This window comes from Paenibacillus sp. Aloe-11, from assembly GCF_000245715.1.
GTDB lineage: Bacteria > Bacillota > Bacilli > Paenibacillales > Paenibacillaceae > Paenibacillus > Paenibacillus kribbensis.
Genome location: NZ_JH601050.1, coordinates 366,138 through 392,409, shown reverse-complemented (window position 1 = coordinate 392,409; position 26,272 = coordinate 366,138). Strand labels below are relative to the sequence as shown.

At 46.3% G+C, this 26,272-nt stretch carries 26 protein-coding genes, 1 pseudogene and 1 riboswitch; of the genes and pseudogenes, 8 read left to right on the top strand and 19 right to left on the bottom strand.

Annotated elements, in window-relative coordinates:
- Nucleotides 1-207: pseudogene (locus WG8_RS28160) on the top strand (hypothetical protein); the annotation flags it as partial.
- A gap of 29 nt (nucleotides 208-236) precedes the next feature.
- Here WG8_RS28160 and WG8_RS07865 read toward each other — a convergent pair.
- Both WG8_RS07865 and WG8_RS07860 read right to left on the bottom strand, forming a co-directional pair.
- On the bottom strand, nucleotides 237-1,490 hold the full coding sequence (locus tag WG8_RS07865) for an aminotransferase-like domain-containing protein (RefSeq protein ID WP_007429591.1): 1,254 nt from the start codon (nucleotides 1,488-1,490) through the stop codon (nucleotides 237-239).
- 49 nt (nucleotides 1,491-1,539) lie between these two features.
- Nucleotides 1,540-2,196, bottom strand: a complete 657-nt coding sequence (locus WG8_RS07860) for a response regulator transcription factor (RefSeq protein WP_007429590.1) — start codon at nucleotides 2,194-2,196, stop codon at nucleotides 1,540-1,542.
- A gap of 276 nt (nucleotides 2,197-2,472) precedes the next feature.
- On the opposite strand from WG8_RS07860, the gene WG8_RS07855 reads away from it, so the two are divergent.
- Together WG8_RS07855 and WG8_RS07850 are read left to right on the top strand one after the other, a co-directional pair.
- Nucleotides 2,473-2,880, top strand: a complete 408-nt coding sequence (locus WG8_RS07855; protein ID WP_007429589.1) for a hypothetical protein — start codon at nucleotides 2,473-2,475, stop codon at nucleotides 2,878-2,880.
- The gene (locus tag WG8_RS07850; RefSeq protein ID WP_043890877.1) at nucleotides 2,877-3,944 is read left to right on the top strand and encodes a phosphodiester glycosidase family protein; all 1,068 of its coding nucleotides are present in this window, start codon (nucleotides 2,877-2,879) and stop codon (nucleotides 3,942-3,944) included. The genes WG8_RS07855 and WG8_RS07850 overlap by 4 nt, the downstream gene beginning before the upstream one ends.
- 74 nt (nucleotides 3,945-4,018) lie before the next feature.
- Here WG8_RS07850 and WG8_RS07845 read toward each other — a convergent pair whose 3' ends face one another.
- The 12 genes from WG8_RS07845 to WG8_RS07790 form a co-directional block, all read right to left on the bottom strand.
- Complete coding sequence (locus WG8_RS07845; protein WP_007429587.1) at nucleotides 4,019-4,267, bottom strand: AbrB/MazE/SpoVT family DNA-binding domain-containing protein; 249 nt, start codon at nucleotides 4,265-4,267, stop codon at nucleotides 4,019-4,021.
- A 366-nt stretch (nucleotides 4,268-4,633) separates the two neighbouring features.
- The gene (gene trmL / locus WG8_RS07840) at nucleotides 4,634-5,098 is read right to left on the bottom strand and encodes a tRNA (uridine(34)/cytosine(34)/5-carboxymethylaminomethyluridine(34)-2'-O)-methyltransferase TrmL (protein WP_007429586.1); all 465 of its coding nucleotides are present in this window, start codon (nucleotides 5,096-5,098) and stop codon (nucleotides 4,634-4,636) included.
- A 136-nt stretch (nucleotides 5,099-5,234) separates the two neighbouring features.
- Entirely contained in the window at nucleotides 5,235-6,326 is a 1,092-nt protein-coding gene (gene serC, locus WG8_RS07835) for a 3-phosphoserine/phosphohydroxythreonine transaminase (protein WP_007429585.1), read from the bottom strand.
- A 266-nt stretch (nucleotides 6,327-6,592) separates the two neighbouring features.
- Entirely contained in the window at nucleotides 6,593-8,017 is a 1,425-nt protein-coding gene (gene glnA, locus WG8_RS07830; protein ID WP_007429584.1) for a type I glutamate--ammonia ligase, read from the bottom strand.
- A gap of 270 nt (nucleotides 8,018-8,287) precedes the next feature.
- Nucleotides 8,288-9,325, bottom strand: a complete 1,038-nt coding sequence (gene aroF / locus WG8_RS07825) for a 3-deoxy-7-phosphoheptulonate synthase (RefSeq protein ID WP_007429583.1) — start codon at nucleotides 9,323-9,325, stop codon at nucleotides 8,288-8,290.
- 220 nt (nucleotides 9,326-9,545) lie between these two features.
- Nucleotides 9,546-10,502 (bottom strand): 4-hydroxy-3-methylbut-2-enyl diphosphate reductase, encoded by a 957-nt coding sequence (locus tag WG8_RS07820; protein ID WP_007429582.1) that lies wholly within the window; start codon nucleotides 10,500-10,502, stop codon nucleotides 9,546-9,548.
- 111 nt (nucleotides 10,503-10,613) lie between these two features.
- On the bottom strand, nucleotides 10,614-12,092 hold the full coding sequence (locus WG8_RS07815; protein ID WP_007429581.1) for a sensor histidine kinase: 1,479 nt from the start codon (nucleotides 12,090-12,092) through the stop codon (nucleotides 10,614-10,616).
- Between the two features lies 1 nt (nucleotide 12,093).
- Nucleotides 12,094-12,783 carry a response regulator transcription factor gene (locus WG8_RS07810; protein ID WP_007429580.1) on the bottom strand — a complete coding sequence of 230 codons (690 nt, stop codon included), beginning with the start codon at nucleotides 12,781-12,783 and terminating at the stop codon, nucleotides 12,094-12,096.
- Nucleotides 12,784-12,930: 147 nt separating this feature from the next.
- Nucleotides 12,931-14,517 carry a S1C family serine protease gene (locus WG8_RS07805; RefSeq protein ID WP_007429579.1) on the bottom strand — a complete coding sequence of 529 codons (1,587 nt, stop codon included), beginning with the start codon at nucleotides 14,515-14,517 and terminating at the stop codon, nucleotides 12,931-12,933.
- Nucleotides 14,518-14,712: 195 nt separating this feature from the next.
- The gene (locus WG8_RS07800; protein ID WP_007429578.1) at nucleotides 14,713-15,021 is read right to left on the bottom strand and encodes a hypothetical protein; all 309 of its coding nucleotides are present in this window, start codon (nucleotides 15,019-15,021) and stop codon (nucleotides 14,713-14,715) included.
- 84 nt (nucleotides 15,022-15,105) lie between these two features.
- Complete coding sequence (locus WG8_RS07795) at nucleotides 15,106-15,681, bottom strand: 3D domain-containing protein (RefSeq protein ID WP_007429577.1); 576 nt, start codon at nucleotides 15,679-15,681, stop codon at nucleotides 15,106-15,108.
- Between the two features lie 62 nt (nucleotides 15,682-15,743).
- Entirely contained in the window at nucleotides 15,744-16,625 is an 882-nt protein-coding gene (locus tag WG8_RS07790) for a putative sporulation protein YtxC (RefSeq protein ID WP_007429576.1), read from the bottom strand.
- A gap of 203 nt (nucleotides 16,626-16,828) precedes the next feature.
- On the opposite strand from WG8_RS07790, the gene WG8_RS07785 reads away from it, so the two are divergent.
- From WG8_RS07785 to WG8_RS07765, 5 genes are all read left to right on the top strand, one after another.
- Entirely contained in the window at nucleotides 16,829-17,224 is a 396-nt protein-coding gene (locus WG8_RS07785) for a hypothetical protein (protein WP_007429575.1), read from the top strand.
- A gap of 210 nt (nucleotides 17,225-17,434) precedes the next feature.
- A complete protein-coding gene (locus WG8_RS07780; RefSeq protein WP_007429574.1) occupies nucleotides 17,435-17,929 on the top strand; it encodes a cation:proton antiporter regulatory subunit in 495 nt (164 codons plus the stop codon).
- 4 nt (nucleotides 17,930-17,933) lie between these two features.
- Entirely contained in the window at nucleotides 17,934-19,160 is a 1,227-nt protein-coding gene (locus WG8_RS07775; protein WP_007429573.1) for a cation:proton antiporter, read from the top strand.
- A gap of 85 nt (nucleotides 19,161-19,245) precedes the next feature.
- Complete coding sequence (locus WG8_RS07770) at nucleotides 19,246-20,103, top strand: YitT family protein (protein ID WP_043890923.1); 858 nt, start codon at nucleotides 19,246-19,248, stop codon at nucleotides 20,101-20,103.
- A 167-nt stretch (nucleotides 20,104-20,270) separates the two neighbouring features.
- On the top strand, nucleotides 20,271-20,462 hold the full coding sequence (locus tag WG8_RS07765; RefSeq protein ID WP_232289069.1) for a helix-turn-helix domain-containing protein: 192 nt from the start codon (nucleotides 20,271-20,273) through the stop codon (nucleotides 20,460-20,462).
- A gap of 129 nt (nucleotides 20,463-20,591) precedes the next feature.
- Here WG8_RS07765 and mqnC read toward each other — a convergent pair whose 3' ends face one another.
- From mqnC to WG8_RS07740, 5 genes are all read right to left on the bottom strand, one after another.
- Complete coding sequence (gene mqnC, locus WG8_RS07760; RefSeq protein WP_007429571.1) at nucleotides 20,592-21,725, bottom strand: cyclic dehypoxanthinyl futalosine synthase; 1,134 nt, start codon at nucleotides 21,723-21,725, stop codon at nucleotides 20,592-20,594.
- 399 nt (nucleotides 21,726-22,124) lie between these two features.
- The gene (locus tag WG8_RS07755; RefSeq protein ID WP_007429570.1) at nucleotides 22,125-23,303 is read right to left on the bottom strand and encodes an aminotransferase class I/II-fold pyridoxal phosphate-dependent enzyme; all 1,179 of its coding nucleotides are present in this window, start codon (nucleotides 23,301-23,303) and stop codon (nucleotides 22,125-22,127) included.
- Nucleotides 23,300-24,484, bottom strand: a complete 1,185-nt coding sequence (locus WG8_RS07750) for a PLP-dependent transferase (protein WP_007429569.1) — start codon at nucleotides 24,482-24,484, stop codon at nucleotides 23,300-23,302. Before WG8_RS07750 ends, WG8_RS07755 begins: the two co-directional genes overlap by 4 nt.
- Nucleotides 24,485-24,609: 125 nt before the next feature.
- Nucleotides 24,610-25,527 carry a homoserine O-acetyltransferase MetA gene (gene metA, locus WG8_RS07745; protein WP_007429568.1) on the bottom strand — a complete coding sequence of 306 codons (918 nt, stop codon included), beginning with the start codon at nucleotides 25,525-25,527 and terminating at the stop codon, nucleotides 24,610-24,612.
- Nucleotides 25,528-25,642: 115 nt separating this feature from the next.
- A riboswitch (SAM riboswitch) is annotated at nucleotides 25,643-25,769 on the bottom strand.
- Between the two features lie 209 nt (nucleotides 25,770-25,978).
- Complete coding sequence (locus WG8_RS07740; protein ID WP_232289068.1) at nucleotides 25,979-26,254, bottom strand: DNA-binding protein; 276 nt, start codon at nucleotides 26,252-26,254, stop codon at nucleotides 25,979-25,981.
- Nucleotides 26,255-26,272: the final 18 nt, after the last annotated feature.

Below are 26,272 nucleotides of genomic sequence, written 5' to 3'. Positions count from 1 at the left end.
TTTGAGCGCGTAGCCCGTGGCCGCTATAAGCTGACTCCGTTCGGCGAAGCGGCTCTAAGCGAGTATGCGGCGGTGCTGCAAGAGCAAGGGACTGAAACGGCCGCAGCAAAGGCCGTAGAGCCTGACGAAGGCGACGCGCAACATCGAATCGCAGAAACGCCAGCCCCTTACTCCTCCACCACTGCTGCCGATACGAAGGATGGCTGACATTAGGCGGTGGAGTGTCGGTATGCCTGCTAGCTTCGGGCGGTAAACTCACTGATCGTCTCACCGATCAGATTCATGCCCATAAGTAGCTGCTCGCGGCCCGGATGGCTAAAATTAAGGCGAATATGGGACGCACCCTCACTGCCAACCGCACACAGCGCCCCTGGCATAAAGGCTACGCCTTTGGGCAATGCCGCTTTTAATAGCAATGCACTGTCCAGCCCATCGGGCAGCCGCACCCATACATACATGCCGCCTGATGGAATATGATACGTCACGTCCTTCCAAAACGGCCGCTTAAGCAGCTCCAAAATGAGCTGAAGCCGTGTTGAATATTCTTTGTTCAGCATCGCCAAGTGCTCGTGCCATTGGAAACGCGAACGGGTCAACAGTTGGAACAGCAGTCGCTGGTTCATCGTACTGGACTGCATATCGGCCAGTTGCTTCAAGGCATACATTCCTTCAATCAGCGGGGCGGGACCAGCCGCCCAGCCGGTACGCAGTCCGGGAGCGATCGTTTTATTAAATGAACCAATATATAGCACTTGACCGCCCTGACCCGCATGATCCAGTGCAAACAGCGAAGGATACGCCTCTGCAAATTTCCGACTCTGTCCATGCGGACTCTTGTCAGGGGACTCGTTTTTTTGCTTAAAATGCAATTCACCGTAAGAATCGTCCTCTACAACCAGCACCTGATGGTGCCTGCATAAATCTAAAATTTCCTGCCGTCTTGCTGCGCTCCATAAGGAACCGGTCGGGTTCGCAAACGTCGGCGTGGCAAAAAAAAGCTTGGGACGATAGCGAATCATTAAAGCTTCAAGCTTATCAGGGACTACACCTTCCTCATCTGATTCAACAGGCACAACCTGCGCCCCCTGCATAGATAGCACCTGCAAACATCCGGGGGAGGTCGGATTTTCGACCAACACCGGATCACGCTCATCCACCATCAGTCTTACGATCAGGTCAATGGCCTGCTGACTGCCTGTTGTGAGAAGAATTTGCCCCGGGGGCAGCCTGACTCCTTTTCGCTGCTCCCACTCTCCCGCAAGCCATGCCCGCAAAGGAAAATAGCCCTCCGGTTCACCATACTGGAGGGCGTCAGGGCCGGAACCAAACACATCATGGGCTGCTTCTTCCAGCAGCTTCACCGGAAACAGTTCTTGTGCAGGCAATTCTTCAGCCAGAGATATAAAGGAGTGTCTTCTCGCATTTTCCCGGATATGACGCACTGGAGAAGCCAACATTGCAGCCGTTCGTGAAGCAAAGGAATATTGCATGAACATCCTCCTTCTCCTGAAAATAGGTCACTGCCTCCGGGCTGACGCGTCAGGCATATAGCTGCTTCATCTGACGTGCATATAAGGCATAGCGCTCAATGGCCTGCGCCCGGCTGGACACGCCTAATTTTGCATAAATTTTACGCAGATAATTATCAATGGAGCGCCGACTCACTTCGATCTCGATGGCAATTTTATCATATGTAATGCCTTGTACAATACGTTCCATAATGAAAACTTCGGTTTGTGTCAATTCATCAAAAGGCTCAGAAGCCACTAACGGCAAAAACGGCCAGTTCCCACAGCGAATCCAGTCCATCGGTAAAGAAGCAAATCCTTCGCGTAAACCGTTGATCAGATGAATCAGCTGGTTCGGTGACGCCTGTTTGGACAGCATTCCATTCGCCCCCAGCGAAATCAATTGCTGAAACAACGTAATATTATCCTCATCCGTCATAATAACAATATGGCTGTCCGGAGACAAGGCCCGCATTTGGGTCAAAAACGGTTCAGCAGTTCCCTCGGGCAACCTGTAATCCATTAAAATAATTTCCGGCTGGATGGAACAAGCCAGTTCCAGGCCTTCCGTTCCGGAGGAGGACATCCCTCTAACAAGTAAATCTTGCTGATCTTCCAAAATAAGCTTTGTTCCCAGCATACTTGTAGGATGGATATCTATAATGACCACCTGCCATACTTTTCTCATGTCTTAACCTCCTCTGTTTACAAGAAAATACATAGTTCGCTAAAATGGATCTAAAATTAGAGATTGCATATGTAGGAATTGCGCGAATGTGAACGTATAGGAAGCGAGAACGGTTTAAGGAAATTGTATCCTAGGACTTCCTTCCGATGCAATCTCTTTTTCCAAATATTTTTTATACTCCTATTTCGCTTTTGCGAAATAAATAGGCCCATGATAGAATTGGAACTGCAAAATAAAGACTGGAAATTTGACTTTACACGGGAGTTGAAAAATCACATGCAAGCATCACCTGAACGCCCTCTTGCCGAAGCTCGGCGGAGCCATTCAAGAAAGGGGTTGCCCGTAAAGGCATTTCTGCTATTTTGGTTTATACTTATTATTCTAGGTGCTCTCGCAACCTATCTGTATAGCAATCACTTGAAGCAGCAAATGCTAAACGAGATGCAAACCCATACAGACCAACAGATTCAAGCACTTAAATCCGACTATGAAAAGCAGCTAACCACACTTTCCAAGGAAGTTAGCGACTTGCAGGGCAAAGTGCAGTCCTTCAATGAATTGCTGACCTTTACGAAGGACAATGCCAATAACAAAACCGATAACAGCAACAAGCTTTATACCCAATTAAACGAAGTCAAGCAGCAGCTTAATATACTTCAGAAAAAAATGGACTTGCTAAAATGAACATAGATGCAAAACAAGTGAATCGGTTCTTTATGTTAGCCCTTGCTCCTTTTATCGGTTTATTGGGGTGTATTTTGTTAGTGCATCCCCCTTTGAGCTTTCCCGGGTCCACTGCTCCGGGCCTGCAAAAAGCCGAAACTATTGTACAAACGCAATCCGTAAGCAAGCAGCTTGATGAAGCCAAACAAACGGCAACGTACACTTTGTCCACGATTCGCCGGACATCCGAGCTGTATAAGCAAACAACCCAAACGATGAATCAGCTTGTCCAAACAGCCTCTACTCAGTCCAAGCGTCCCGCGATCATCTATGATCGACGCATCACCGCCAAGCTGGGGGTTCCCTATGAGCATGTAGACAGCAACCGGATTACCATTGAATTGTTCAAGGTGAACCCGGGGATTTATCACGGCTATGCCATGAAGGTTAAACTGAAAGATCCTACCGCTATGAAAATGTCTCTGGGGAGCGACAAATTGGGCGGCTCTGAAACAACTATGCGTGCTGTCTTGAGACACGGAGCTGTCGCTGGCATCAATGCAGGCGGCTTTGCGGATGGAGACGGCAAACGCTATCCATTAAGTACTACCGTCTTGAACGGCCACTACCTTACCGGCTTTCAATCCAGTTTCAAGGATTTGTCATTCGTCGGACTGAGCAGCAATGGCAAGCTTATCGGGGGTAAATTTTACAGTCAAGGCGCGCTGGATAGCTTAAAACCTGCCTTTGGGGCTACCTTTGTTCCCGTTCTGCTCCAAAAGGGACAGAAGATGCCTATTCCTGAGAAGTGGAAAATCTCGCCCCTGCGGGCCCCACGGACGGTCATCGGCAACTATAAAGACGACCAACTGCTCATTATCGTCGTAGACGGCTACAATGAAAGCGGGGGTTCAGGTGCAACACTCGAAGAACTACAAGGGAAGATGTACAATCTGGGTGTTCAGGATGCTTATAATTTGGACGGAGGCGGCTCCTCGTCGCTCATATTGAACGGTCGAATCGTTAACAAGCCGTCAGATGGTCAACTTCGTCCGGTCCCTACTCATTTTTTATTCTATAAATAATAAAATATGCTTGTCGAAGTATGGCTCAATTAAAAAAAAGCATCACGAACGAATGTCGTGATGCTTTTGCCTCATTAGGAGGAGTACTGTGTCATTTCTGTCAGACATTGAGCACAAATATAACGGTCTTTAAAATCGTTTACTTGATCTATTGAACCGCAAAATACACATTTCGGACGATAACGCTCCAAAATAATATGATCACCCTGAACCAAAATTTCGACAGGATCTCCCTCATTCATTTGATATCTTTTGCGCAGTGACTTAGGCAAGACTATTCTCCCCAATTGATCAACTTTACGCACTACACCAGCAGGTTTCATCGTGATCGTACACCTCTCCTATTCAGTAATAACTTACAGTTTGCTTTCCCTGCGAAAAACTAGGTACAAAGACACTATTCTTTATGTAGTATTCGCTGTCTTTTTGTCGAATCCTGCTGATCACAGGAAATTTTATTACATTTTTTCATAAAATCATGAACCCTATCAAAGTATGGGACAGAATGTCTATAATATTCTTATCGACCGGTAAGTCAATTATCATTAGCTCTAATAAGAGAATTTTGCAAATTTCGACAATATAGCCTTTATTCAAGCCCCGCAGTCAGGTTCATCTAGGCAAATATTGCGCAACTTTCATCAGCAACTAAGGTCCTGGTTCTTTATTCACAGTTTACGTGACTTTAATCACGATAAACCTGGAAAATCCATTTGTCTCAACGCTTCATAAACGATAATCGCAGCGGAATTCGACAAGTTTAGAGATCTTACTTTATCTGACATAGGCATCTTAATGCATGTTTCCGGATTCGCTGCTAACAATTCGGGAGGCAATCCCTTCGTTTCTTTACCAAATACCAGAAAGTCTCCATCCCGGAATGAAATATCGCTATAGCGCTGGTTTGCTTTTGTCGTCGCATAAAAAAAACGGCCTTCCTGATACTTCTCCTGTACCTCAGCAAAAGACTCGTGGTATTCAATGTGGACAGCATACCAATAATCAAGCCCGGCCCGTTTTAACGTGGCATCGTCGGTACGGAAGCCCAGTGGCTTCACCAGATGCAGATGTGTCCCGGTTGCAGCACACGTTCTGGCAATATTCCCTGTGTTAGCCGGGATTTCCGGCTCAACTAGCACAATATGTAATGGCATTATGTTTCGTTCCCTTCATCTTTTTATCATCTATCCCCCACACTGCTAAAAGCCTTCCCCTATACACGTTCAGGGAAGGCTTTACTTTTACTTTTTCGATTTCAAATCGCGTGTATCGAAATATATATCCGTAAAATCAACGGTTACGTTGCTTGAAGCTATCCATAAACTCCGCCAATGCTTGACAGTTCTCCAATGGAACAGCATTGTAGATCGAAGCGCGAAGCCCTCCTACGCTGCGATGTCCCTTCAATCCGATAAACCCGGCCTGCTCGGATTCCTTAATAAATTGCTTTTCCAGATCCTCATTAGCGAGACGGAAGGTTACATTCATAATGGAGCGATCTCTGCTGTCCACACAGCCACGATAGAAGCCTTCGCTGCTGTCAATACGGTCGTAGAGCAATGCAGCCTTCTGTTGGTTTACACGCTCAATGCCTTCCAGGCCACCTTCCTCCTGAATCCATTTCAGCACTTCATTCACCATATAGATGGCAAAGGATGGCGGTGTATTGTAGAGAGAGTTATTTTTTTCATACGTGCTGTAACGCAGCATCGTAGGTATGTTGGACGGCGAGGATGCCAACAGCTCTTCACGGGCAACGACGACCGTTACACCAGAAGGTCCCAGATTTTTTTGCGCGCCTGCGTAGATCAATCCAAATTGAGTAACATCAAACGGCTTGCAAAAAATATCACTGGACATATCAACAATCAACGGTACGGAACCCGTATCTGGAAATTGCTTGAACTGTGTACCTTCAATCGTCTCATTGGACGTCATATGTACATAAGCAGTATGCTCAGGCAAGTCCAAAGATTCCACATTTGGAAGACGCATGTACTTCTCATCAGCAGAGGATGCGGCAATATGAGCCTTGCCCAGCAGCTTGGCCTCTTTGTATGCCTTGTCGGACCAGCTACCTGTCATTACATAGCTTCCGACCTGTCCTTCGCTCAGGAAATTCAAAGGCAGCATTGCAAATTGCGTACTGGCGCCCCCTTGCAGGAACAACACCTTATAACCCTTAGGATTGCCCAGCAGAGATAACAAACGTTCCTGTGCCTCATTATGAACAGATTCATACACGGCTCCGCGATGAGACATTTCCATGATGGACATTCCTGTCCCCTGAAAATCCACGAATTCAGCTTGTACACGTTCCAGTACCTTTAGCGGCAATGCCGCTGGTCCTGCATTAAAATTATAGGCTCTCTTACTCAACAATTTCCCATCCCTTCTCTACTCTGGTGTGGATATTATCGCTATGATAGCAGTATTCATAAATGCGTTCAAGACTTGTATAAAAATGTTTTTGAATTCATTTATGATGTGACAAAGCTGTGAATGTTATCATATTTGACATCTCCACTTTGTGATATTCATTTTAATGTTAAAAGGTCCCCGGCTATGAGACCGGAGACCTATCTTGAACAACAACTTTGATCCGTAGGCTAATGTTTGTTCTTCAAGGCAGCTACGCTGCCGATTTATTAGCAGTCGAAATACAGGCTGTATTCGTGCGGATGAACACGGATGTTCACCGATTTAGCTTCAGAACGTTTGAACTCTACATAGTTGTCGATAAATTCCTTTGTGAATACGCCGCCTTCAGTCAAGAATTCGTAGTCAGCTTCCAGAGCGTCAAGAGCCTCATCCAATGAAGCTGGTACGCTGCGGATTTTACCTTTCTCAGCGTCAGACAGCTCATAGATATTCGTGTCAAGCGGACCATAGCCCAATTCGATTGGGTTCAGTTTGCGCTTGATGCCATCCAATCCAGCCATCAGCATAGCCGAGAAAGCCAGATAAGGGTTAGCTGTGGAGTCCGGTGTACGGAACTCGATCCGACAGCCTTTTGGCGTAACAGCCGCTACTGGAATGCGTACAGCCGCAGAACGGTTACCTTTGGAGAACACCAGGTTAACCGGCGCTTCGTAGCCTGGAACAAGACGCTTGAACGAGTTGGTGCTTGGGTTTGTCAAAGCGATCAGCGCAGGTGCATGGTACAGAATACCGCCAATGTAATGAAGAGCCATTTCGCTCAGGTTAGCATAAGCACCTTTTTCGTAGAACAAAGGAGTGTCCCCATCGAAAATGGATTGGTGAACGTGCATACCGCTTCCGTTGTCTCCGAAGAGTGGTTTCGGCATGAATGTTGCCACTTTACCATATTGACGAGCTGTGTTGTGTACAATGTATTTATAAACGAGCAGGTTATCTGCTGTTTTCTTCAGTGTATCAAAACGGAAGTTGATTTCCGCTTGGCCTGCTGTAGCTACCTCATGGTGATGGCGCTCAATTCTCAGACCTGCTTCTTCAAGCAGACGGCACATTTCACTACGAATGTCTTGTTGGGTGTCTACTGGCGCTACAGGTACATATCCGCCCTTCACTCCCACTTTAAATCCCAGGTTGCCGCCTTCTTCCTTACGGTTTGTGTTCCAAGCTGCTTCCTCGGAATCTACGAAGAAGGAAGAACTGTTCATGCCGCTTTCGTAGCGAACATCATCAAAGATGAAAAACTCGGACTCAGGTGCAAAAAATGCTGCTGTGCCCACTCCTGCCGATTGCAAAAATTCCTCTGCCTTTTTGGCAATACCGCGAGGATCGCGGTCGTATTTTTCGCCATCTGGCGTAGCAATGTCACACAGAATATTCAGTGTAGGATGCTGAGTGAAAGGGTCGATAAAAACCGCTTCTGGATCGGGCAGCATAACCATGTCGGATTCCTCGATGCCACGATAGCCAGGAATGGAAGAACCGTCGAAAGCAACACCGTTAACAAATGTTTCTGCATCTACTTCGGAAGCTGGCAATGAAATATGGTGAGCACGACCAGACAAATCTACAAAACGAAAATCTACCCACTCAATATTATTTTCCTGAATTGTTTTCAATACGTTTTCAACGGACATGTCTTCTTCCTCCCAATTTTTCCGAACATTAAGTCTTATACAACCCTGAAATGTTCATGATCGAATGTTTTTGCTGTCGTCATTATAAATCTCAAACATGACACGGGTCAATAGCTATGTAAGGTATTTTTTAAACTAATGTTAGATATTCTCACGCCCTTGATAACATTTGAAAAGCACAAAAAGCCCGAAACATCGGGCTTTTAAGTGATTTTAATCTTATCACTGCAATGCGGCAAAACTTTTATGCAATGATGTTAACTATTCGAATTAGGAAATGGTACTAGGTGTATGGAATGTCTTCCCTACTGCAGGAGCAAGCAATTCCAAATCTTTCAGCAAATCTGCAAATTGATCAGGGAACAGGGATTGTACGCCGTCGCCCGTCATCGAGTTGTCAGGGTCTGTATGCATCTCAATAATCAGTCCGTCAGCACCGGCAGCTACTGAAGCCTTCGTCATAGGAACAACCAGCTCACGCCGTCCTGTGCCGTGGCTTGGATCAGCAATAACCGGCAAATGGCTCAACTGTTGCAAAACAGGGATCGCAGACAAATCCAGCGTATTTCTGGTGTAGGTTTCGAATGTGCGAATACCGCGCTCACACAGCATAACATTCGGATTTCCACCTGCCAAAATGTACTCGGCAGCATTCAGGAACTCGTCATAAGTCGAGCTGAAACCGCGTTTAAGCAACACTGGCTTGCCACAGGTTCCCAGCTTGCGCAGCAGATCGAAGTTCTGCATATTGCGTGTACCTACTTGCAGAATATCCGCATATTCCGCACAGATGTCCACGTATTCCGGTGTCATGACCTCTGTGATAGTCAGAAGATCGTGTTTTTTGCCCGCTTCGGCCATCATGATCAAGCCTTCTACCCCAGTTCCCTGGAAGCTGTAAGGCCCCGTACGCGGCTTAAAAGCACCTCCACGAAGGACTTGTGCACCCGCAGCTTTAACCAACGCGGCAATCTCGTCAATCTGCGTAGCAGACTCCACGGCACACGGCCCACCCATAATCACAAGCTCGCCCCCGCCGATATTTACGCCATTAATGGATATGACCGTATTTTCGGGATGAAAATCACGGCTAGCCAATTTGTAGGACTTCGATATTTTGACTACATTTTCTACACCCTTCATTTGACGCAGGTGTTCAGCCAGCTTGGGCTCTACGCTGCCGATCAATCCGATAATCGTACGATCCGATCCGCGTGAAACATGGGCCTGCAAGCCTTCCTTCTCAATAACTTCAACAATGGCATGGATATGTTCTTCAGGTGTTTGAACACCAGCGATAACGATCATATTTTTCTTCCCCTCTATAAAACATATTTTATGGATTACTTTGACATTATGACACTTAAACGCTTGTTCGCTTTTAAGCTTTTATTCGTTAAAGTAAATATACCCGTTTTGGCTTTACTCGTCAAGACTTAATTATTCTCGAGATTATCTTTATGATAACAATAAAAAAAGCCGCTATTCGGGTGTTTCTCCTCGAATAGCGACTAAGGTCAATCCTAAGTTATTTCGTTGTTTTTGACTTTTCCCGTACAGGAGGCAGCAATTTTTTCATATCAACGGTCCGCTGAATCTCCCACGTTGCCGGGATATCTGGATCATACTGCTCCAGATACGTAATAACTTCTTTCGTAATCAGCGTCGGAGTGGAAGCTCCGGATGTGACCGCTACCTTCGCAACGCCCTCCAGCCACTCACTTTTCAGTTCTGTTACATCGGCAATTCGATAAGCTGTAGTGCCGGCAATCTCCTCAGACACTTGGGCAAGTCTGTTGGAGTTATTGCTGCGTGGATCACCGACAACGATCACCAGGTCCGCCTGTCCAGCCTGCTCGGCTACCGCCTCCTGACGCACTTGGGTTGCCAGACAGATTTCATTGTGTATCTCGGCACCCGGGAATTTCTCCAGCAGCTTCTTCATAATGTGCTTGATGTCCCATTGACTCATGGTCGTCTGATTGGTGATGAGGATTTTGCCCTCAGACAGCGCAAGCGTGTCGATTTCCTCTTCCTTTTCAATCAGATGGACATGATCCGGTGCAATTCCGATAGCTCCCTCCGGTTCAGGGTGCCCCTTTTTGCCGATATAAATAATCTGGTATCCTTCTGACGACTTCTCCCGAATCAGATCATGGGTCTTCGTCACATCCGGACAGGTAGCGTCAACCGTAGTCAGTCCCTTGTCTCTTGCCAGCTTGCGAACCTCAGGGGATACGCCGTGGGCGGTAAAAATAACGGTCCCCTTCTCCACCTGGCTTAAAATTTCCATACGGTTCGGGCCGTCCAGTGTAATAATCCCTTCATCTTCAAAGGAATTGGTGACATGGCTGTTATGCACAATCATGCCTAGTATATAAATAGGCCGGGGTAAGTCCAGGTTTCTGGCAGCCTGACGAGCCAATACCATGGCATCGACTACGCCGTAACAGTAACCCCGGGGTGAAATCCTGAGTACTTCCAAAAATAGCACCCGCTTTCTTCGACACGGTATGCCGCTCCAATAACTGGACAGCTGTGGGCATCCAAGCCTCTACCGGCCAATTCTATGATGTCGTTGCCTTCCTATTATAGCCTATTCCAAAGGCGCGGAAAAGCTGACCGGAAGCCAGATGATGAATGTCGTTCCTTCTCCTTGACGTGTAACCACTTCCACTGACCCGTGATGTTCATCGATAATCCACTTGGCAATAGACAGTCCCAGACCGATCCCCTCCGTCACGCCGCGTGACTCGTCCGCCCGATAAAAGCGGTCAAAAATATAGGGAACCTGACTCTTGTCCATCCCGATGCCTGTGTCACTGATCCGCAGACCCACCTGCCCCTGATAAACAATGGCATCAAATCGGACGGTGCCTTCAGGAGTATACTTGAACGCATTATCAATAAAAATAAATAGCATCTGCTGCAAATAATCCTTGCTGCCTTCCATATAAATGCCATTCAGCAGCGAAAAGTCGCCCACATTCCATTCGGCTGTTCGCTCCAGAAATTGAGCACGACGGGCAACCTCATTTACAAGCGGTTCCAGCGCGACTGGAGTCTTATCGAATGTTTTCCCCGTATCCGCTCTCGCAAGTGACAGCATATCGCTCACCAAACGACTCATCCGCTGGCCTTCATCAGCCATGTCATTCAGCGCCTCGGTAGACAGCTCGCGAATCATCGCTTCATCCATATTCGGTCGCTCTCCTGGTTCAGTGGTCCACATTTTGACCAAAAAATCAACATTGCCACGAATCGTCGTAAGCGGTGTACGCAGCTCATGGGAAGCATCGGCCACAAAACGGCGCTGTGCACCGTATGCATCCTCCAGCTCCTTATAAAATGCCTCTGTACGTTCCAGCATATTGTTAACCGTCCCGATCAGCTGCCCAATTTCATCTGCCGGCCCGTCATATTCAATACGGACACTCAAATCGTTACTGGATTGAATCTGATTTGCCCCCTCAATCACCTTGACCAGCGGCTTCATGGACTTGCGAGCCAAAAAGAGACCTGAGGTTGCGGCAGCGAGTAGAGCAAATAACGAGCCGTATACAAGCACATTTTGCAGCCTGTTCATGAGCCGATCCTGTGAGCCCGTAAATTGCCCTATCTGGAGAAAGCCAACTACCAACCCCAATTCATCAGATTTGATCGGCTGCTGATAAATCATAAAGGAATCCCCTTCCACACTCACACGCCGAATCCCCTCATTTTGGACTGCTCCTACCGCTGTAGATGGTACCGGGAAGGTAATATTAAGGTCTTTCATATTTTGAGTCGTTTTGGTTACCCCGGATGTGTAATTATAAATTTGTACATATAGCTGCGAGTCATCAATTCCACGTCCCTGCACTAAGCCCAAATCCAGATTGGGGACTTCAAACAATCCCCCTTTGATAGTAAGCAGCAGCTGCTTATTAATCCGTGGCGCCTGAGTCATAAGCTGACTTTTCACTTCATTGTATGTGTAATAATAAACCAGTCCGTAAATAGCCAGACCAAAAATGACAAGCACTATAGCCAAGATGCTCGAATACCAAGCTGTCAGCCGCCACCGAATAGACATATTACACATCACCTCTTAAAATATAACCGGCTCCCCGAATGGTGCGAATGAGTCGTTTGCCGCCATCCTGTTCCGTTTTTTGGCGCAGCATGGCAATATACACCTCCAGCACATTCGATTCCCCGCTATAGTCATAGCCCCAAATTTTGTCCATAATCAAATCGCGTGACAACACACGCTTCGGATTTTGCATAAATAGATGGAGCAGCTCAAATTCTTTTGCTGTCAGCTCCAAACGATTGCCGCCACGAAACACTTCACGTGATTCGTTATCCAGTTGCAGGTCCTCGAAGGTAAGTCGGTTTCCGTTATTGTCCTGCTGTTCGGTTTTACGCCGCAAAAGCGCCCGCACACGTGCTAGCAGTTCCTCCAGTGCAAACGGCTTGACGAGATAATCGTCGGCCCCCAAATCCAAGCCCTTAACCCGGTTCTCCACCTCGTCCTTGGCTGTAAGCATCAGGACGGGCACCGTGCTTCCGCCCTCACGCATGCGACGGCATACCTCAAAACCATCCACCTGCGGCATCATGACATCCAGCACGACAACATCAGGCTCAGCTGTCAGCATTTTATTCAATCCTTCTGCTCCGTTGGCGGCAGTCAGCACTTCATAGCCCTCGAAAGCCAAACCTCTGCGCAGCATGGACACAATTTTCTCATCATCATCAATTATCAGAACGGTAGAACGCATGCATGATCGAACTCCTTTATTATCTTCTTTTCACTCTATTGTAGCAGGAGTAGACGCATGTAGCATCTTGCCGCCGCATACAGCAAGAAACGGAAGGGCTCTTCCTTCCGTTTCTTGTTCCATGCTCATTTGTATAGAGTTACTAGCTTATTGTTGAAGCGTCGAGCTAAAATCATTTTTGTTGCCTATTTTCAGTTGAATGTCCTTTTTCTGTCCGGCCCGTTCGATGTTAAGCGTCAGTGCTGTACCTACCTTTTGTGTTTGAATAAACTGGATCAGCTCCTGTGATGTGCTATAAGGCGTGCCATTGGCTCCGATAATCACATCGTAAGGACGCAGGTCTGCCTGATAAGCAGGCGATTTGTAAACAATATCTCGTACAACCGAGCCTTCAGTCTGGGATGTACCCAGTTCCTTGGCTACTTCAGGGCTTAAATTCAACAGAGTTGCGCCTATGAAAGGCACAGGTTCTTTCGGAATAGGCTGATTATTTTTCAGCTTATCGACAACTTCCAAGATCGTATTGGACGGAATCGCAAAACCGATCCCCTGTGCGTCTGCACTCACAGCTACGTTCATACCAATAACCTGGCCTCGCAGGTTCAACAGCGGTCCACCAGAGTTACCTGGATTAATGGATGCGTCCGTTTGAATAAGATGCTTGTATTGCGTCGGTTTTCCAGTTGATTCACTATTAATCGTGATCGTACGTTCTTTCGCACTCAGCACTCCGGCTGTTACCGAATGCTCAAAGCCTTCAGGGTTACCGATTGCTACCATCCACTCGCCGACTCTAGCGTTATCGGAATTCCCCAGCGGTACCGTTGGGAAATTATTTTTACCGTCTATTTTAAGTACCGCCAAATCAAGGTCTGCATTTTTACCTAACACCTTAGCCTCATACGGTTTATTGGTTCCTTCTACAGTAACCTGAACGACGCTTGCACCTTCAACAACATGGTTGTTGGTCAGGACATAGCCCGATTTATCAAAAATAAAACCGGAACCGATACCAAGCGGAGTCAGTTGTCCGCTGTTGCTGCTGTCGTTCCTATTACTGCTGTTTCCATCGCTATTACCATCGCTGTCTCCATACTGGTTTCCAAAGAAGTATTGGTACAGCGGGTCATTAAAATATGGGCTGCTTTGTCTGCCACTTGACTGCTTGGCAAGCGTTTCGATTTTGACGACCGCAGGTCCCGCCTTTTCAACAACAGATTGAACATCAGCAGTGCCTGAAGGCATCACAGCCGGAACTGCACTTGGCTCAGAACCCGTCGATCCTGAATTTGTCGTTTCGCCGCTTTCCGCTGCCGCCGAAGTTAACGCCGTCTCCGGTGTAAACATATTGGTTCGATCAGCTGTATACATCAAAACCGTAATAACCAGCATTCCGGCCAAAAAAGACAGGAAAATCGTTTTGATTTGTGACTTGGGCTTATTCGGCTTGAATTGCCAGTTGCCACCATTCCGACCTGAACCGTCCTGTTGCTCAGGCACAGCTCGATGGTAGGAGGGAGGAAAAGGTCTTACTGCCTGCGGTGGTGTAATCTCTACGTCCTTCTCCATCAACTGCTCTTCTTTGCGTTGTCCGTCCGATTGAACTGAAGAAAAAGGGCCATAGGAATAATAATATGAGGAACCACTTGATTCATTTTGTCGAATTGTTCTATCAGCATCAACCTGATCGTTGTCGTTCCGGCGTCCGGAATTATTATTTTTGAATTCGTCCATTATATATCTCCTCCCAAACCCTATGCTTCAAGGTGGTGTTGTTTAACTGACTTTATTTTGCACTTTAAACCTTAATTCCACCTTAAAAAAAATTAAAAAGCAGATAAATCCTTAGACCTATATGTACTTACCCCTGTTCACGTTATACGAAATGCCCCGGAGAATTCCGAGGCATTGTCGATTGCATATACTTTTTTATTTCGTGTTAAAGTTTTCATCGAACTTTTGGTTCGGTGTTTGAGCATTGCTTTGAATTTTGTTGCGACTGGCGTTTTGTACTTTTTGCGCTACTGCACTTGTACCTGCCACATCTGTTGCAAATTCTTCACTATACTTCTCATTTGGTGTCTGGTAGTTGTCTTGAATTTTATTTTGTTCAGACTTTTTCACCTTTTGAGAAACGACACCTACCGAATTGTCTTGTGCAAATTCTGCTTTAAACTGATTGCCTGCGCTTGCTTTGGCGCCTTGGTTCATGTTCGAGCTTCCGCCTTGATTTGGCATAAATCTCAACCTCCCAGTATGTTTTATGGGATAAGCTTATCCCGCAACATAGTATGTGAAGTCAGAAAGGACAATATTCAAGGATTAAATGGAAGCATCCAGTGTTGAGCTCGGAATGGATTTATGCGTTTCGATCGCCTTTTGGAGCGATTGTATCATCTTTTCCGTACATTTTCCGTTCCCTTTTTTTATAATTTGGACATTTACGTCTTTCTTACCCCATTCGGAATACACCTGCCGGGTTGTTTTAAAATACAAGTCAATCTTGTTGCCCTTAATTGCTGATCCTGTATCTGCTACAATGCCATAGCCGTAACCTGGAATATACAAAATGCTGCCCAAGGGAAACGTCTTGGGATCAGCTGCAATCGTGGACAGTGTGTTTTTGTCACGACGTACTTTTACACCGGAATACGTAATACCGTAACCGGGATGATTTGGCCGTTTGCCAGTGGACTCATAGCCTGCTGTATATCCTGTTGCCGTGACCATCATGGTCGTAATGACCTGCTTTTCGGGTGGGGCCAAAACAGGTGTTGATTGCCATTTCTTATGCTGGACCGGTTCTTTGTGACCGTATACTTCATTACCCGACATCATCACACAGCCTGCAATGAGAACGGTGCCCAAAATCCGTTTCCATACCAACATGGATCTCATAAAAAACCTCCCCTTGAAGCAAAGGCTTTCCAGAAATCCGTTGGATTATACAAAACATTTTATTATTTTTGAACATCCTGACCTGGGTAGAGTCTGCTCAGCTTTACCTTATCTTCAAAAATATGCAGCAGTGTTCGCACAATGGGGGTGTGCTCATCGTGTGTATGCAATATAATGGAAGCAGGGGAGATCGAAATAAGGGTGCTCACAATTCGATCCTCGACCTCCATTTCCAGCTCAATTCCCGGCATCTCCACTATGATGTCATCCGCGTCGGGAGTCGCTATAGGGACCATGGCGCTATCGAGAATGGTAAAATCATGCCCGCCTTGATGAAGCACATGCACGAGCGGAACTTTACTTTCCTGAAAAAATACAAAGTATTTGAGCAGCCCCATAAATTCTTCATACTGCCGATCTGCCCAGAATTCCTCCATGGCATAATCGACGATTTCTTCAAGCTCTTTTTTATACGCATGCAGTCTGAATTGAATAAGCCCTTCCAAGTTCATTACACGAAGCTCCTTGAAATCCTTTTCCAGGAGAGCGGTCAGTTTACCATGGCGCTTTAAACGTCCTCTTGGGCCATCATCATTTACCAGGGAGCGAATCATGCTGCGAATTCGGGTCGTGTCCTCTTTCTCCAGCAGCGAACAGGCTTTGGTGAGATTTTGATCAAGCAGCTCCCACTCCTTAACTTGGATAATATAATCCGCTATCGCTGAAGACATGATGCTGTATACACAGGGAAGAAAGCTTTCAAACTCCGAATTGCTCTCCGTGCCCTTGCAGGTCCATGCCACTTTGTTTTCCAGCTGTCTGAAAGTGAATCGAAATCCGCGCCGTGACATATGTAGTCCCTTGGTTCTACTTTTGACCACCTCGTAGAAACGGTCGGCTTCCTGTTCTCCATCTGTATTGGTCCACACTGTAAACAGTTCCATTGGCTCACTCCTTTCGATCACTGCTTTCAGTATATGGCGGCCTCTGTAGGGTTATACGAAGTGAACGACTGGAAACGGGAAGTCATATTTATAAGGAAATAATCGGTTTCATCAAGAGCAAAACCGACAGACGTTTGAATATTTAAGGTGGGGTATGTTAAGGTTATAGTAATATGAATTTTTCACAAGAGGGAGGGGATAAGATGTCAACGATGCTGAACATACTGCGTACATGTATGGTCGTCATATTGAGCCTCGTTCAGATTTTGTCCCTTCCTGTGACATTTCATGCAGAAGATACCACTCAATCCCTGCAGTTTACTGCGGTCTCTTCTTTGATGCCTTATGCTGAGGCCTCCTCATTGGAAACGGATTCCCATGGGCTGGAGCATCACTCCAAACCAGCTATTCGTAAGTCCTCCCCATTGCTTCATCTGGTGGTTGCTGCGGCCAAATCACTCCCTTTTGTCATTTTGATCGCGCTTGTGCTGCTGCTGAGCATCCCCAAGCTTCGTCTGCCTTTCATCCCTGTCATTTGCAAGCTGAAAAAGCAATTGTGCTTGTTTCCCATCAAATTCACCTCCAGTTATGTGGCTTAACCTCTCCTTTTTGCATGCATACCACACATTTGTATGTCTATTTGTTGATTTTTCCCAATGAGTTCTAATAAGAAAAATTTATTTGGGTTTTTCCATTAAATTTTAATAAATTTATACAATTAATTCATATTCCATACCACACTCAAAGTATGTGATTTATTTCCCATATCATTTATTTCAAATAAACGTATCGTACAGGAGGCTTTACAAATGGATATTCGAGAGTCTATTTTGCCAGGAATCGGGATTAAGTATCGAATAGATGCTGAGAGCGGCGACCGAATTGTCATTATTATTCATGATGACGGCAGGCGTGAGTTGTACCATTTTGATTACGAGGATCTGGAACAAAGCATTTCCATGACCACCCTGAATGATCAGGAAGCGCGACAGGTGGCCTCCATCATCGGTGGCATGACGTATAAACCCAAACAGCTTGAAAGCGTAGAAATGACATTTGACGATTTTATTATCGAATGGTACAAAGTGGAGCCCCACTATGCAAGTGTTGGCAAATCAATCGGTAATCTGGATATAAGGCAAAATTCGGGCGCTACCATCATTGCTATTATGGAGAAAAAAGGGAAGAAGTTTGTAAATCCTGGCCCTGAAGTAGTTATTAATGAGGATGCCACTGTGGTCGTTGTCGGGGAACGTGATCAGCAAAAGCGGTTTAAACAAATTCTTATGAACGGAAGCGGGTGATTGGATGGATCATCTGGTATTTGAGGTTGGGTTGGCAATTGCTCTAATCGCTGCAGCCGGACTTATTTCCTCCAGGCTGCGCTTCTCGGTCATCCCTTTTTATATCCTGATTGGAATGGCCGTTGGACCGCACGCGATGGAGCTATGGCATTTTGATTTCCGGTTTATCGAAAGCGCCCCGTTCATTGATTTTATGGGCAGAATCGGAGTACTGTTTCTACTCTTCTACTTGGGTCTGGAGTTTTCAGTAGGCCGCCTGATCAAATCAGGCCGCTCCATAGCTTTGGGCGGTACCATTTATATCGGCATCAATTTCACACTGGGGCTGGCTCTTGGCTTCCTAAGCGGTTTCCCCGTTGCGGAGACGCTGGTCATCGCCGGGATAACAACAATATCATCCAGTGCCATTGCTGCCAAGGTGCTGGTGGATCTCAAGCGGACCGCCAATGCCGAAACCGAAATGATTTTGGGCATTATTATGTTTGAGGATGTTTTCCTCGCCGTATACATTTCCATCCTCTCCGGACTGGTGCTCAGCGATTCATCCTCGCTCGGGGGTGTGCTGCTTTCGGCGCTGATTGCGCTTGGTTTTATGCTCGCAGTCATTATCATCGGTCGAAAGGCCGTTCCTCTGTTAAATCGGATTCTGCGTATTCGCTCCAATGAGGTATTCGGGCTTGTTGTTTTTGGCTCCCTGTTTCTGGTGGCCGGTTTTTCGGAAACGATTCATGTGGCGGAAGCCATCGGTGCCCTGCTGGTCGGGCTGGTACTGGCTGAGACAGAGCATGCCAAACGGATTGAGCATTTAATTGTGCCCTTCCGCGATTTCTTCGGTGCCCTGTTCTTCTTCAGCTTTGGGCTTTCCATTGATCCGTTATCCCTCGGAGGAAACGCGATATGGCTGGCACTGGCGGCGGTCATTCTTACGCTGTTTGGTAACATTTGGGCCGGGATGCTGGCTGGGCGTACGGCCTCCTTATCGCCCAAAGCATCCGCCAATATTGGTTTGACCATAGTCGCGCGCGGTGAATTTTCAATTATTATGGCCAATTTGGGTAAAGAAGGCGGTTTGCTTGATATTGTTCAACCCTTTGCAGCCATTTATGTTCTCATACTGGCGATTCTTGGTCCGTTGCTGACTAAGCAATCCAAACCTATTTTTAATATGCTGAACAAAATATTCAACTTCAAAGACCCTCGCCTTCGAAAGGAAGAGAGTAAGACGATATAACTGTAGAAGCTGGATACGACAATCCATGAGGAGGGAAGGCTATGCCGCACATTGAAAAGCATGCCGAAGCGCTATGAAGCGGCTTGTGAAGTCCGCTTCAGGAGATGCGAGCAGGTTCCCTGTCTTTTATACGGTGATTGGCGGGATTACAGCATCCGTCGGTCTGGAATTGTTTTTACATCCGCATGATATGATCGCTGGAGGCGTCACAGGCATCTCCAGACTTGTGTCGCTTTATACGCAGGAGCATTTTGGGTTGCTGCTATTCGTTTTGAACTTGCCATTGATGATGCTGTATTCACTGTCTACCCACAAGCCCATGCTGCTTCGGGCGCTCCCCGGCTTGTTCGCCTTTTCAGGCTCAGCCATTATTCTGTCGCCCTTCCCGGCAGTGAGCGGCCATCCGGTTGTATGTGCTTTGGGAGGCGGAATCTGTATCGGGCTTGGCGCAGGGCTAGCGGCCCGTCACGGTGGTCTGCTCGATTCGCTAGGGCTGAACGAATCTGACGATGGCCGCCCATCGGCTCTATTTCTAACACAACGGAAAATTCCGCTGATACAAATTGTGATGCTTTGTAATGGTTTACTGCTCATGACGGCTGGCTTCGTGCTAGGCTGGGAACCAGCTCTGTACTCGGCCTTGTCCTGCCTCGCCGCCTACGAAACGACTCGGCTGATGTTTACTGGTCTGACCCGCATGGTTTGTGTCATCAGCAACAACCAGCAGACTATTGAGGATGCCCTGTATCGCAGGCTTCGTATACAACGTATTTCTGTGGGAAGTCCTGTTCAGAAAAAGGATGAAATTAAGAAAGATCTGGTCGATAAAAAAACTGAAAAGACTATTGTCTATCATGTTCATCTTTTGGATTTGCAGCGCTTCAAGGCGATCATTCAAATGACAGACCCGCAGGCTGAGATGTATACACTAAAAAAAGAGTAAGGATGTTGTAGCGTCCTCACTCTTTAGCAACAGCCGCTTATAAAAGCGGTGGCTGTGTTAATAAAGGCACTGAAATAGACCGTTTACCTTTGGAGAGGGCGTCTATTCGTATTAAAAGACTAACCAGAATTTCTGGTTGGTCTTTTCTATATTCGGAGGATATTTATATGTTAAAGTTCAGAATTAAGTTAAAAGAAATTCTAAAAGATCGTGGAATAACACAGAAGAAATTAGAGGAACTCTCGGGAGTCCCACAATCCAAAATATCTAATTTGTGCAACAATAAATTTCAAAAATTGAATATTACAACATTGAAAAAATTGCCCATGCATTACATATCAAAGACATTTCTATATTAATGGGATTTGAAGAAGAATAAAATGTAATTATAAACACATCAAAAAAACGCTTATCTACGTTAATCCCTCTGCACGAATTAATGTTAAATAGGCGTTTTTAATGATTAAGAAATATGAACGGATCTATTCTTAATTTTGCATAATAAAATCATGTTCAATACTGCTGGCGCTGTCAAATGTACGAATGATATCATAACGGGTGTTGCGCTGCGCCGGGATGTTACCAGTCTCGCGGATCAACTGTAAAATGGACTCGATGTTGACCTTATAGGTTGCGCCTGCGGCGGAAACGACGTTTTCCTCAATCATCGTGCTGCCAAAATCATCACAGCCATAGTAGAGAGATTTTTTGCCGATTTCCGGTCCCATGGTTACCCACGAAGACTGAATATGCTTGATGTTATCCAGTACAAGTCGACTGATCGCAACAGTTTTCAAATATTCCTCCGGCGTCTGGCGCTCCTTCTTCAGGTTTGTGTTGTCTGGCTGGAAGGTCCAGGGAATAAAGGCCAAAAATCCTTCAGAATTATATTTATTTTCAATACATTCATCCTGAGCATCACGAACACGCAGCAAATGCAGCGCACGCTCCTCCATCAACTCGCCAAAGCCGATAACCATCGTAGCCGTCGTGTTCATACCAACCTTGTGAGCCGTTTGCATCACGTCCATCCAATCCCGCCAAGAGCCTTTGAGACGGCTGATTTTGCGGCGAGTGCGGTCATCCAAAATTTCTCCGCCTCCACCCGGCAGTGAATCCAGTCCGGCCTCATGAATGGCTCGAATGGTTTCTTCCATGGAAAGGCCGGATTTCTCTTTCATTTTATGAATTTCAGCCGGCGAGAAGGAGTGCATCGTAATATCGGGAAAACGCTCCTTGATGCCTTTCAGCAAATCTGTATAGTAACTGAACGGCAGATTCGGATTTACACCGCCTTGCATCAAAATTTCAGTGCCTCCTACATCCTGTGTTTCCTTGATCTTCTGAAAGATCACCTCATCCGGTAGAACGTAGCCTTCATCTGAACCCGGTCTGCGGTAAAATGCACAAAAACGGCAATATACGTCGCACACATTCGTATAGTTGATATTTCGTCCGATGACGAAGGTTTTAACGGGATTAGGATGCATGCGATTCATGACCTTATTTGCTGCATGACCGATTTTTTCTACCTCGTCTGATTCAAACAAAGCAACGGTATCCTCTAAATTCAGGCGTTCGCCGCGCAGGGCTTTATCTAAAATATGGTCGATTACACTCATGGTGTATCCTCCTTTGCTTTCACAGGGCGACGAAATGAAAGACAGGACTTATGAACGAGAATGCTTTCACAAACCTGCGTTCGAACCCTGCCGTAATGTATGTTCATGACTGGCCTTGTATGTTGTCTGTGCTATTTAGCATAGTAAAACCTATTGATAATACTAACATATCTTTAGGTAAGGAACCATACTTATTCCCGCTTCTTTCTGCTTTTCACCTTGAGAAATATACAGCTCCCAGCTGATTCTCAACAGTACGTATAGCCATTTTTCGCACTGTCCTTCATATCATTCTATAGAAAACAGCAAGCCTCCTGAAATACTGGAAACTTGCTGTTAGTACTGTACCTATTCGCTTCCTGCGTGAAAACGCCAAGATGCTGCTGAGGTGCTGACGCTCTAGCTTAACGCCTCGTTCAGATCGCTGATCAGGTCGTCAATATCCTCCAGACCTACTGAAAAGCGAAGTAGTCCATCTGTTATTCCTCGCTCCAGGCGTACACTATGCGGCATAGCTGCATGTGACATCATCGCCGGGTAAGACAGGATGCTTTCCACAGCTCCCAGACTCACCGCGACAATTGGAATACGCACGCGACTGAGAACTTCTTTTGCCCGCTCACCTGAACCTACATCAAACGATATCACTGCACCGTATCCGCTGGATTGGCTCTCGTGAACAGCACGCCCCGGATGATTCTCCAGCCCCGGATAGTACACAGCCTCAATATCGGCTCGGTCGTTCAGCCAGTTCGCAAGCTTTGCCGCACTCTTTTCACTATGTGCCATACGAGCTTCCAGTGTCTTCATGCCGCGCATGAGCAACCATGACTCTTGCGGGGCCAGCACAGTCCCCATCCCGTTTTGGAGCTGCTTGATTTGTCTCCCGAGCGATTCGGTACGTGCTACCGCAAGTCCTGCCAGCACATCGCTGTGTCCGCCGAGAAACTTGGTCGCACTGTGCAGGACAATATCGACACCCTGCTCAATCGGACGCTGATAATAAGGGGTCATGAACGTATTATCCAGCAATGTCAAAAGTCCGTTGTCCTGTGCCCAGGAAGCTACTGCCGCTACATCGGTAATTTTGAGTGTAGGATTGGACGGGGTTTCCATATACACAGCCTTTGTATTTTCCTGCAAGGCCTCTTTTACGAGGTTGAGGTCCGTCATGTCAACAAAGGTCGTTTCAATATTCATCCGTTTCAGTATGGTGGTCAGCAGTCGATACGTTCCTCCATATACGTCTTCCGTAACAATGACATGATCTCCGGCGGACAGAAGCATGAATACAGTGGAGATGGCCGCCATGCCCGATGCAAAGGCAAAGCCTCTGGCCCCGCCTTCTAACAGAGCAATATAGTCCTCCAAAGCTTGTCGTGTCGGATTACCGGAACGGCTATAGTCATGCTGTGGAGGATTATAGATATCATGATGGTGAAAGGTAGAAGCCTGATAGATGGGAACACTCGACGCACCTGTTACACTGTCAATTTCAGAGCCAAAATGCAGCAGCTTGGTAGCGAATTTCCGCTCCTTATCCAGAGTTTGCTCGATTTTCTTTGCATCCTCAATCATTGTTGCTCCCCTCCTTCAACTTCTTGACGTGCCGCTTCCAGCGCCGAACGCAAATCTTCAATTAAATCGTCTGTATGCTCAATGCCTACGGAGAAACGCAGCAGCCTGTCATCTACCCCAACTGCATCCCGAATTTCTGCCGGTATATCGGCATGTGTCTGCACAGCAGGATAGGTCATCAGCGATTCTACCCCGCCCAGACTTTCGGCAAAAGCAATCAGCTTAATGTTACGAAGCAATGGCTCCACATAGCGAGCATCCTTTACTTTAAAGGAGAAGATACCTGTGTTGCCGCTGGATTGTCTGTTTTGTATCTCCCGACCCGGATGACCTTCGAGCCCTGGATAAAATACTTCCGCCACTGCAGGGTGGGTCAATAAATAGTTAGCAAGTACCGTCGCATTATGCTCATGTCGATCCATACGCAGCGCCAGCGTTTTCATGCCCTTCATCAATTGATAGCTGTCGCCCGGAGAAAGCACAGCTCCTATAGAATTGTGAAGGAAGGAAATTTCGTCCGACAACTCTTTGCCCCTGGTTACAATCAAACCTGCCAGCACATCATTGTGTCCACCCAAATATTTGGTTGCGCTATGTACCACAATATCGGCACCCAGCTCCAAAGGGCGCTGGAAATATGGTGTTAGCAGCGTATTATCTACAATGGTAAGCAACTGACGTTGTGATGCCCATTCAGCCACCGCTTGAATATCCGTAATCATCATCAACGGGTTCGTAGGCGTTTCTATGAATACAGCTTTGGTATTCGGTCGACATGACTGTTCAAGCGCTTCAAGGTCATTTGTATCCACATAACTTGCCGTCACGCCGAATTTAGATAAAATGCGCTCCAGCAAACGATATGTCCCACCATAGAGGTCCAGCGATACAATGAGGTGATCTCCCTGTCCAAACAAAGCAAATACCGTTTGCAGCGCCGCCATGCCGGAACTGCATGCAAAGCCTGCATCACCAGATTCCAGTACAGCGGAAGCCTCTTCCAGTACCTTTCGCGTCGGATTAGTCGTCCGGATGTAATCAAATCCTGTGCTTTGGCCCAGACGGGGATGGCGGAACGCCGTAGCTTGATAAATCGGATAATTAATAGCCCCGGTTACTGGCTCCTCCACTGAACCGATCTGTGCCAATTTGCTTTCGATTTTCCACTGTTTCTCACTCATACGAATCCTCCCATTAACTTCCATATTAGATGATGTAACATATGCTGCAAAAATGGATGATCAAATCCTATACTGCTGCGCTACTGCAAGGTGGTACTGCAGAAAGGTAAATTTCAAGCCCCTTTTTAAATCTGGGGCCCGATATCGTAAGGTGTTTCCTGGTATACATAATAGTTAAGCCAATTAGAAAATAATAAATTGGCATGCGCACGCCAGATAGAGGGCGGTGTGCGTTTAGGGTCATCGTCAGGAAAATAGTTTTTGGGGACTTCAACATTCAATCCTTTAGCCACATCACGATCGTATTCCCATTTCAGCGAGAGTGGATCATATTCGGAATGGCCAGTTACAAAAATTTGTTTGCCATCACATGTGGCGACCAGATACACTCCAGCTTCCTCGGATTCGGATAAAACCTCTAATTCGGCAATGCGATCAATATCCTCCCGCCGAACCTCCGTATGCCGGGAATGAGGAGCATGAAAAAGTTCATCGAAGCCGCGTAGCAGCTTCACTTTAGGCTTAATAACCGTGTGTGGAAATACGCCAAAGCATTTGAAGTCGAGTCCGTATTTAGGGACCCCGAAATGATGGTATAGACCTGCCTGTGAGGCCCAACAGATATGCATGGTCGAAGTGACATTCGTTTTCGTCCATTCAAAAATTTGCTGGATTTCCTTCCAGTAGTTCACATCTTCAAACTCCAGCTGCTCTACCGGGGCACCTGTAATAACCATACCGTCAAAACGACTGTTCTTGATCTCGTCAAACGTTTTATAAAACATGTTCAAATATTCTTGTGATGTATTTTTGGATACATGGGACTTCATGTGTACTAATGTAACGTCCACTTGCAGCGGGGTATTGCCGACCAGTCGCAACAGTTGGGTTTCTGTCGTCTCTTTTGTAGGCATCAAATTCAAAATGGCGATGCGCAACGGACGGATATCCTGGTGATAGGCCAGGCTTTCATCCATTACGAAAATATTTTCGCCCTCCAGCACTTCCTTGGCAGGTAGTGTATCCGGAATCTTAATCGGCATGTAACTCACTCCTCGTTAGTAAGTTTCGCGAAAATCGTCTTGTCGAGATGCCGGGCATATAATAAAAAGACCTTTCTCAGTTAGAGAAAGGTCATATTTGTATCCATATGCGCCTCTCTCATCTGTCAGGGCAACACGCTTGTATACAAAGCGCACGTCCTGCAAGAATTAGCACCGTGCGATTAGAATCGCCGGTTGCCGGGTATCATCGGGCTAGTCCCTCCACCTGCTCTTGATAAGAAAATGACTTTTAATTAGCCTTAATTAACCTCAGAAAACCTTATGTATTAACGGTTTTCGCTGTTTAATCTGCTAATTAACCTTATTTAGTTTTAACTGGCTCTCTTAGTTTCGTGACCACTTTGTGACCACTTTGTGACCACTGAACCATATAAAAAAGAACATGCTCAACATCTAGATGCTTCATTGCATGTTCATAATTATACACATATTATTCAGTTCCGCAAGAGGATTCGATTATGTATTTTGCTAATAATGGCTTTGCCACTCTCTTCTGTTTGCCAACTTTCATAACTGGGAATTTCCCTGAATTCATTTCATCATAAGCTACATTTTCACCAATCATAAAGATAGCCATGAGGTGTTTTACATCTAACAATGGGGGATATGCTTCTAGAGCTTTTACCATTTCTTCTTCCATAATATGTATATGTCTCTCCTGTTCTGCTTCGTTAATTTTTCTATCTGCTGAAAATCTAAATTTCAATTCTAAGCCTTCCTAACT